Below are 4,803 nucleotides of genomic sequence, written 5' to 3'. Positions count from 1 at the left end.
CCCCCAGGTTATTTTGAGTTGTTGCCCACTCTTCGGGGAAGTCTGATTTGGTATCAACTGACAATGCTAGTTGGTATGTAGCAATGGCAAGTTCTATATTATCAGCCTTATCTCCACGGATTCTATTTCTGTAGGCATCCCCCAGGTTATCTTGAGTGTTTGCCCACTCTTCGGGGAAGTGTTCTTTGGTACTAACTTCCAAAGCTAGTTGGTATACAGCAATGGCAAGTTCTAGATTATCAGCCTTATCTCCACGGATTCTTTCTCTGTAAGCATACCCCAGGAGAGATTGAATGGCTGCCCACTTTTTGGGGAAGTCTTCTTTAGTGCAAACTTCTAATCCTAGTTGGAATGCTTCTATAGCAAGTTCTAGATTATCTGCCTTATCTCCACCGATTCTGTAAAAGTAGGCATAGCCCAGATTATTTTGAATCCTTGCCCAATCTTGGGGGAAGTCTGATTTGGTGCGAACTTCTAATGCTAGTTGGAATGCTTCTATAGCTTTTTCAAAATTCTCAGCTTTATCTCCACGGATTCTTTCTCTGTAGGCATCACCCAGGTGGATTTGAGTGTTTGCCCAATCTTCGGGGAAGTCTGATTTGGTATCAACTGACAATGCTAGTTGGTATGCTTCAATAGCTTTTTCAAAATTCTCAGCTTTATCTCCACGGATTCTGTTTCTGTAGGCATCACCCAGGCTATCTTGAATGCTTGCCCAATATTCGGGTAAGTGTTCTTTGGTGATAACTTCTAATCCTAGTTGGTCTGCTTCTATGGCTTTTTCAAAATTCTCAGCTTCATCTCCATTGATTCTGTTTCTGTAGGCAATGCCCAAGAGGATTTGAGTGTTTGCCCAATCTTTTGGGAAGTCTGATTTGGTGCAAACTTCCAAAGCTAGTTGGAATGCTTCTATAAGCAGGTGCACAAAATTAATTACCTATTTTTGACATAATAAGATATAATTATATGAAATAACTGAAAATGGGTAGTTATCTGAGATTCATTAGAGAATTAAATACCGAAACTAAAAAACTGTTGGAAAGAATAAGTTGGCAAAGTAAATATCCTCAAGTGAGAGACCGAGCTAACTGTATATTGTTGAGTTATAAAAAGTTTTCTATCAATGAATTAAGTTCATTATTTGGAGTTACTCGAAAAACTATATATAACTGGTTAACTAAATGGGAATATCAAAAAATAATAGGAATATATAATCAAAAAGGTAGGGGCAGAAAACCTAAGTTAAATCAGGAACAAAAGCAACAAGTAAAGGAGTGGGTAAAATCTGAACCAAAAAGCCTAAACTCTCTTGGTGCGCATTCCCTAGGTCGGGGAACCCGACCGGGGTCGCACCGCAAAGTTAAAATTAAAATCAATAAAGAGTGGAAAATAGATGTCAGTAAGGAAACTATAAAAAGAACCATAAAAAAGTTGAACATGAAATGGAAAAGAATGAAGAGAGGAACGAGTAAAACCCCTGATGACTGGGAGCTAGAGGTAAAAATACCCAGACTAAAAGAGCTAAAAGAGCAAGCTAAAAAAGGAGAAATTGAATTAAGATATTTAGATGAAAGTGGATTCTCTTTGAAGCCAGATATTCCTTATGGATGGCAAGAAAAATTAAAAAGAATAACTCTTAATAGTTCCCAAAGCAAAAGAATTAATGTTCTCGGATTAATGGGATGTGAAAATCAATTAGATTACGAAATACATCACGGCTCAATTGATAGTGAAATCGGGATTAATTTTTTAGATAGTTTTAGTAAAAAATTCGATAAATTAACTGTAGTAGTAATGGCTCAAGCTTCAATACACACAAGCAATAAAATCCTAGAAAAATTAGAAGAATGGCAAGGTAATAATTTAGATATATTTTGGTTACCTACTTACTCACCCAAGCACAACTTAATTGAAATTTTCTGGAAATTTATTAAGTATGAGTGGATTGAAATTGATGCTTACGAAAACTGGAAAAGCTTTCTTAAATATCTCAAAAAAGTGCTTGACAATTTTGGAAAAGAATATGTAATTAATTTTGTTTAGGTGCTTAACTAAACAGGCATGTTTAACCTGAATGGGAAGCACGCTTTGAACCCAATTCATACGGATTCAGACCAGGACGCTCCTGTCACGATGCGATTGAAGCAATATTCACAGGCATCAACCAAAAACCTAAATGGGTACTAGATGCCGACATTGCCAAATGTTTCGATAAAATCAACCATAACTCACCTCTTGCACTAGTACAAATGAACCACTTGCCAAGCAGTAGGCACAGATGAGAGAAAAGGGCGTGCAAACAATAGAAACAATAGATAGCTTGAACTTTGGTTTCAATTCTTGCCCACGCCCAAAGCGAGCGTGTATACCCTACTCGGATTGATGCCGAGTGCCTACCAACGGGATAGCAAACAGCCCGTTACTAGGATTGTTTTTACAAGCTATAGGACATCCACTGCCAGAATATTGTCAAGGTCATTTCTGCTAGCGCCAATTGTCGATTTCTCAATGAATACCATTGGTCAACCCGTGAAATGATTCGACAGGTGCGACAAGGAGTTATAGCCGAACTGCTATCCTACAAACCTTGCATGACGAAGACCATGTTTGCAGGTAATTATTGACTTGACTAGCTAAGAGTTACGAGGAAAGTTCAAAGCAAATGAGTCCCTCATCAGTGTTTTCAATCGCAAACTTCGATTGCACCTGGTCGTGCTGTACCTGGTGGTGGTATCGGCGGTGGCCTTGGAATTTCCGAGTCTTTCGGCGGTTATGGCACAACAACACAAGCACAACTAGGTTTGCGGTTGGTACGACTATTGCCTAAAACCTTAACTCATCGCTTTGCTGGTGATGGTATTAGCAGATACCGCTTTCTGTAGTGTAGAATTTTGGCGAGGCATCCGCAAGCTCAGATATCACGCTGTGGTTGGAGTCCGCCGTGACCGTAAACTGGTTGATGGACGCCAACTATCTAGTCTCTACAAGCGAGGGCAACAAGTTCGGCTTGAGGGCAAACCCAAAGTTGTTTCCATTTCTTGGTTCTATCTCAAGCGTGACGGCAAATGGAAGAAGCGCTTTGTCCTCTCTACATTACCTATGAAAGCCAGCACTATCAACTGGTGGGGCAAGCGCAGGTGGCCTATTGAGGGCTGGTAAAAGAGCTGCTAAGCATCGTTAAGCGACTGCATCGCTAGCTTGCGCAAACCAAACTAGGGATGTACCGTTGGCTAATTTTATCAATGATAGCCTACCTATTGGCACACTGGGCTTATCTTTCTACTGATTCAACCACCTTGCCCGATTGGGGGCAAGTAGCTGAAAAAGCTCTCCACTCTATCCTCCCTCAGCTTGTTGTCTGCATACTATTAACTGATATCCTCCGATTGCAACCTCTGCTCCTTGCACAGGGAATTGATATCAACATTTCTTGGTGCAAGATGTGAGATAATGCACTTCTGACAAAATTGAATACTTATCCATCCTTAAGACGATTAATCAAGTCTTGGTTAAAAGCTGGTGTGATGGATAATGGGACATTCTCACCTACAGAAGAGGGCACTCCACAAGGCGGAGTCATATCTCCCCTTCTGGCAAATATAGCTCTTCACGGCATGGAAAAAAGGATTAAACAATTCGCAGAAACTATGAAGGGAAGTAAATCCAAGAATAGGAATGCATTAAATTTAGTCCGATATGCAGATGACTTTGTCATAATGCATAAAGACCATTACGTGGTAAAAGAATGTCAAAGAATCATCAATATATGGTTGAATGACATGGGTTTGGAATTAAAATCAAGTAAGACCAGGATTACCCATACATTTGAAGGATTTGACTTCCTCGGATTCAATATCCGTCAATATCAGGTTGGTAAAAACCAGTCAAAACAAGGTTTTAAGACCATCATCAAACCATCATTGGAAAAAGTTCTAGAGCATTACAGGCAGCTCGCCAAAGTTATCGACCAATACAGAGCTGCCCCGCAGACGGCTCTAATCAGCCGACTAAAACCCATTATAAGAGGATGGTGTAATTACTATAGTTCAGTCTGTAGTAAGGAAACCTTCAATACATTAGGGCATATGCTATGGAAAAAACTCCGAAGATGGGGATATAGGAGGCATCCCAAGAAATCGAAATCCTGGGTAATCAAGAAATATTGGGGAACCATCGGGAAAGACAACTGGATGTTCATGACCGGGAAAGATAATTACTTGCCCAAACATGCCAAAACACCTATTGTTCGGCACAGAAAAGTCAAAGAAACCAGAAGTCCCTACGATGGCGATTTAATCTACTGGAGTCTCAGAATGGGTAAACATCCCGAAAATACCATTCAGAAGGCAAAACTTTTGAAAAGGCAAAAAGGGAAATGCTCCCACTGTGGTCTTACCTTTAGGGATGGAGACAAATTGGAAATGCATCACATCTTACCACGCGCTAATGGTGGAACTAACAAAGATGAAAATCTGGAATTACTACACCTTCATTGCCACGATGCCAAACACGGGACAAAAGTCAACGCCTTAGAGTTAGATGAAAACCCGTTAATGAGGTACCAATGACAATGGTTCCGTTTGATGAGGAGCCGTATGATGCGTGCATTGTCACGTACGGTTCTGAAGACGAGTCAGTGGGGTGACTCACTGGCTTAGTTTAATAAGGGAAAGCTTTTAGCTGTCCGGTAAAAGAAGCCCCACGTCTCAATCCGTAAGGATGAGCGTGGGATGAATTTTACACAGAGTATGCACGGAACAGGGAAACGAGCTATCAAACTCCTAAGTAACTCGGAGCAAGTCA

The 4,803-nt window shown here is 40.5% G+C and carries 4 protein-coding genes and 1 pseudogene; 4 read left to right on the top strand and 1 reads right to left on the bottom strand.

Annotated features, from left to right (window positions below; translation table 11 throughout):
• Nucleotides 1-892, bottom strand: an 892-nt coding sequence (locus F6K57_RS36950) for a tetratricopeptide repeat protein (RefSeq protein WP_293073246.1), incomplete at its 3' end; no start/stop codon positions are given.
• A gap of 101 nt (nt 893-993) precedes the next feature.
• On the opposite strand from F6K57_RS36950, the gene F6K57_RS36945 reads away from it, so the two are divergent.
• The 4 genes and pseudogenes from F6K57_RS36945 (at nt 994) to F6K57_RS36930 (ending at nt 4,568) form a co-directional block, all read left to right on the top strand.
• Nucleotides 994-2,043 (top strand): IS630 family transposase, encoded by a 1,050-nt coding sequence (locus F6K57_RS36945; protein WP_293073248.1) that lies wholly within the window; start codon nt 994-996, stop codon nt 2,041-2,043.
• A gap of 26 nt (nt 2,044-2,069) precedes the next feature.
• Nucleotides 2,070-2,225, top strand: a pseudogene (locus tag F6K57_RS36940) (reverse transcriptase domain-containing protein); the annotation flags it as partial.
• A 628-nt stretch (nt 2,226-2,853) separates the two neighbouring features.
• Entirely contained in the window at nt 2,854-3,159 is a 306-nt protein-coding gene (locus F6K57_RS36935; RefSeq protein ID WP_198954003.1) for a hypothetical protein, read from the top strand.
• A gap of 308 nt (nt 3,160-3,467) precedes the next feature.
• The gene (locus tag F6K57_RS36930) at nt 3,468-4,568 is read left to right on the top strand and encodes a reverse transcriptase domain-containing protein (protein WP_293073244.1); all 1,101 of its coding nucleotides are present in this window, start codon (nt 3,468-3,470) and stop codon (nt 4,566-4,568) included.
• Nucleotides 4,569-4,803: the final 235 nt, after the last annotated feature.

It is taken from the genome of Moorena sp. SIO4A5 (assembly GCF_010672005.1).
Classification (GTDB): Bacteria; Cyanobacteriota; Cyanobacteriia; order Cyanobacteriales; family Coleofasciculaceae; genus Moorena.
Note: the sequence above shows the minus strand (reverse complement) of the source record. Positions and strands in the feature narration are given on the sequence as shown.

Excerpts from the sequence above, each read along its gene's own strand:
- F6K57_RS36935 (WP_198954003.1), top strand. The coding sequence starts at position 2,854 with ATGGTATTAGCAGATACCGCTTTCTGTAGTGTAGAATTTTGGCGAGGC.